Here is a 3,597-nt window from a genome sequence, read left to right as displayed (position 1 = left end):
CGGGTGTCGCGGGCGGCATGCTGCTCGGCAACATGCTCATGAGCGCCCTCGGCGGCCATGGCGGCGCGGCGCAGGCCGCGGGGCTCGGCGCGGATGCCGCGCCGGCCTCCTCGCCCTGGACCGAGCCGGCCTCCGCCGCCGGCTGGGGCGGTGAGAAGGCGCCTGCCGACACGGGCTACCAGGACGCCGCGGCGGCCGAACCGCAGGATGCCTGGGGCGCCGCCGATGACGGCGGCGACTGGGGCGGCGACGAGGAAATCTGATCCGCCCGCGCGGCGATCAGCGACAGGGCCGGGCTCCTTCTGGGGTCCGGCCCATTTTCATTTGCATCCATCATTGACCTGCCGGGTCGCATGATGATTCCTCATGCGATGCGCATCCCGGACCTCGACCTCGACCTTCTGCGTGGCTTCGTCACGGTCGCCGAGCGCGGCGGCTTCACCGCCGCCGGCACGGCGCTCGGCCTCACGCAATCCGCGATCAGCCTCAAGGTGAAGCGGCTCGAGGAGATCCTGGGCAAGCGCGTGCTCGACCGCGGCGGGCGCGGCGTGGCGCTGACGCGCGAGGGCGAGACGCTGCTCGCATACGCCCGCCGCATCCTGGCCCTGAACGACGAGGCGGTGCGCCGCATGGTTGCCCCACCCGTCGCCGGCCGGCTGCGCCTGGGCGTCGCCGACCACTTCATCCCGCGCAACCTTGCCCCCGTGCTGGCGCGCTTCGCGCAGACCTATCCGGAGGTCCGGCTCGAGGTGGAAGTGGGCCGCAGCCACGAACTCCGCACGGCCATGGCGGATGGCGCGCTCGACCTCGTGCTCGGCAAGCGGCGCGACGGCGAGACCGAGGGACGGCCGATCTTCACCGAGACCATCATCTGGACCGCCGCCCCCGGCTGGACCCCGCCGCCCGACCGCGCCCTGCCGGTGGCGATGCTGCCGCAGGGCTGCATGTTCCGCGACCGCGCGCTGGCCGCCCTCGCCCGCGCCGGCATTGCCTTCGAGGTGCTCTACACCTCGGCCTCGCTGCTTGGCGTGGCGGCGGCGGCACAGGCGGGCTTCGCGGCGACCGTGCTGGGCCGCTCGGGCCTGCCCCCGGGTCTCGAGGAGCTGGCGGGCCTGCCGGCCTGCGGCACAGCGGAGATGTGCGTCTTCGGCGATGCCGAAGGGCGCTCGGCGCTGGTCGAGCCACTGATCGGCTTCATCCGCGACAGCCTCGCGCCCGCGGCCTCGCGCGCCGCCTGATCAGGGCTGCCAGACACCGCCCTCGGGCAGCGCGCCGTCGAGCAGGATCTCTTCCATGAAGCGCGCGAGGGCGTTGCGCTGGAACAGGCCGGCGACCGCTCCGTGCAGCCCCACGCCGCGCAGCACCAGCACTTCGCTGCCTGGCACCGTCATCGCCAGCAGGCGGTTGCGCACGGCGTCGCGCGGGAAGTCCTCGCCATGGGCACAGACGAGCCGCGTCGCGGCCGGCGGCGCGGCGGCGCGCAGACGGTCGAAGGCGAAGCGGTCGATCTGCGAACCGGCCGCGCGCAGCCCCATCCCCGAGGGGTGCATGCCGCCGAGCGACAGCGCCAGCCGCGCGCCCAACCAGGGCCCAAAGGCCAGGGCCGCGGTGCCACCCGAGCTGACGCCGATGCAGCACATGTCGGCATAGCGCGCCATCGGCAGGTCGGCCGCGAGCCGCTCCGCCAGTGCCGGCAGGTCCGCCGCATAGCCCGGCACGCCTCCGAGGAAGGCGTGGCGGTAGGGGTCGCGCAGCACCACCACGTCGCAGCGTTCGGCGGGCAGGGACTGCAGGAAGGGCGCGAGCGGCAGCATCATCCGCTGCGCCACGCCGGTGAAGGCGACCACCAGGATGCGCGGCGCCCCCGCCGGTGCCGCGCCCTCATGGAAGGAAATGTGGGGCGTCAGGGCCCGGCGCCGGAAGGGCTGGGTCGGCTGGCGGATGCGCCGGCACAGCGCCGCCAGCTTCTCGACCCACTCACGGGAGGTATCCGGCAGGTCGGGCGCGGCAGCATGCAGCGCCTCCAGCTCCGCCGGGGTCAGGTGGTTCTCCGCCTCGATCTGCACCCGGTAACGCTCGGCCGTCGTGGTGCACCGGGCCAGCGCGGCCGCGACATCCATCAGCCGCGCACGGCCAGGTGCACCGCGAGCGCGGCGACGGTGGGGTGGTCGAGCAGCTCGGCCTCGGTCACTTCCAGCCCCGCCTCGACCTGCATCCAGATGCAGAGCTCCATGCGCGCCAGCGAATCGAATCCCAGTTCCTCGAAGCCGCAATCCGCCGCCGGATCGGCCAGCCGCGTGAGCAGCGCGGGGTCCGAGACCGTGACCACGGGATTCTGCCGCACGCCCTCGGCGACCAGGTCGCGCAGGCGAGCGGCATCACGCAGGGCTGCGGCGGGGGCGTGGTCCATGGTTTTCGTTTCGTGTCCCAGCGGTCTCGGCGCGGGCAATGTGACGAGGCACCCCTGCCGCCGCAAGGCGCAAGGCCCAGCCCAACCCGCGGTTGCGCCACCGCGGCGCGGGGTGGCTCAGCGCAGCAGGCCAGCCAGGCGCGGCAATTCGCGCCGCAGCACCTTGCCCGCAGGGTTGCGCGGCAGCGCCGCCAGCACCACCACCTTGCGCGGCGCGCGCACGCCGAGCCGCGCGCGGCATTGCGCCAGCAGCGCCGCGGCATCGAAGCCCGGCCCCGCCACGCAGGCCAGCACCGGGATCTCGCCCAGGCTGCCCGAGGGCAGCGCGAAGACGGCGCAGTCGGCCACGCCGGGGAAGCCCTCGGCCACCGCCTCGATCTCGGCGGGGAAGATCTTGATGATGCCGAGCGTCATCATGTCGTCCTGCCGGCCGAGGATGCGCAAGGCGCCATCCGGCCCGATGCTGCCGACATCGCCCGGGCGGAACCAGCCTTCCGGGAAGAAGCGTGCATTGGCCTCGGCATCGTCGAGGTAGCCGCGCACCGCACCGGAGGAACGGAAGCCGAGCAGCCCTTCCGCGCCGGGCGGCAGCACCCGGCCTGCCTCATCCACCGTCGAGACCTCGATGCCCGGGAAGACCCGCCCGACGCCGTCGGGGTCCCCGGCATGGTCGGCGGGGCCGGCGATGCTCACCATGCCGACCTCGGTCGTGCCGTATTGCACATGGACGCCGACGCCGAGCGCGGCCTGCAAGTCCAGCCGCAGGGCCTGCGGGATGCGCGTGCCCGTGGTGAAGAGCCGCATCCCCGGCGGGAAGGCGCCGCCGCGCTCGCGCTCGGCCAGCAGCGCCGCGGCGGCCTTGGGCTGGAGGTGCATGCGCTCGATGCCGAAGCGCCGGGCCAGGGCGGGAAAGCCCTCCGGCCCCGCGGCACCTGCCAGCACCTCGGTGCCGCCGGTGACCAGGCTGCGCAGCGTGAGGCGCTTGCCGTGGTTGCCGTCGAAGCCCAGCGCATGGAGGAACACCCGGCCATGCGCGGCCAGGACGCCGGCGCGGTCCACCATCATGGCCTCGTTCGCCGCCATCAGCTTCGGCCGGCCGGTGGTGCCGGAGGTGCCGACCACCAGCTCGGCCACGCCCGGCGGCGGCGGCAGGGCGGCGGGCGGCGCGGCGCGCGCGGCCTCGATGT

The 3,597-nt window shown here is 74.4% G+C and carries 4 protein-coding genes and 1 pseudogene; 2 read left to right on the top strand and 3 right to left on the bottom strand.

The annotated features are described in order from the left end of the window. Together HW578_RS24470 and HW578_RS24465 are read left to right on the top strand one after the other, a co-directional pair. Positions 1-263 (top strand): annotated as a pseudogene (locus HW578_RS24470) (DUF2076 domain-containing protein); the annotation flags it as partial. 108 nt (positions 264-371) lie between these two features. Then, complete coding sequence (locus tag HW578_RS24465; RefSeq protein WP_198373316.1) at positions 372-1,238, top strand: LysR family transcriptional regulator; 867 nt, start codon at positions 372-374, stop codon at positions 1,236-1,238. Here HW578_RS24465 and HW578_RS24460 read toward each other — a convergent pair whose 3' ends face one another. From HW578_RS24460 to HW578_RS24450, 3 genes are all read right to left on the bottom strand, one after another. After that, entirely contained in the window at positions 1,239-2,120 is an 882-nt protein-coding gene (locus HW578_RS24460) for a hypothetical protein (RefSeq protein WP_198373315.1), read from the bottom strand. Beyond that, entirely contained in the window at positions 2,120-2,410 is a 291-nt protein-coding gene (locus HW578_RS24455) for an acyl carrier protein (protein WP_198373314.1), read from the bottom strand. Before HW578_RS24455 ends, HW578_RS24460 begins: the two co-directional genes overlap by 1 nt. A 117-nt stretch (positions 2,411-2,527) precedes the next feature. Continuing rightward, positions 2,528-3,597 (bottom strand): class I adenylate-forming enzyme family protein (locus HW578_RS24450; protein ID WP_198373313.1); only part of this gene is annotated, 1,070 nt, incomplete at its 5' end.

The sequence above is a fragment of the Roseomonas rosulenta genome, from assembly GCF_016106005.1.
GTDB lineage: Bacteria > Pseudomonadota > Alphaproteobacteria > Acetobacterales > Acetobacteraceae > Neoroseomonas > Neoroseomonas rosulenta.
This window is presented reverse-complemented; position numbering and strand designations above follow the sequence as displayed.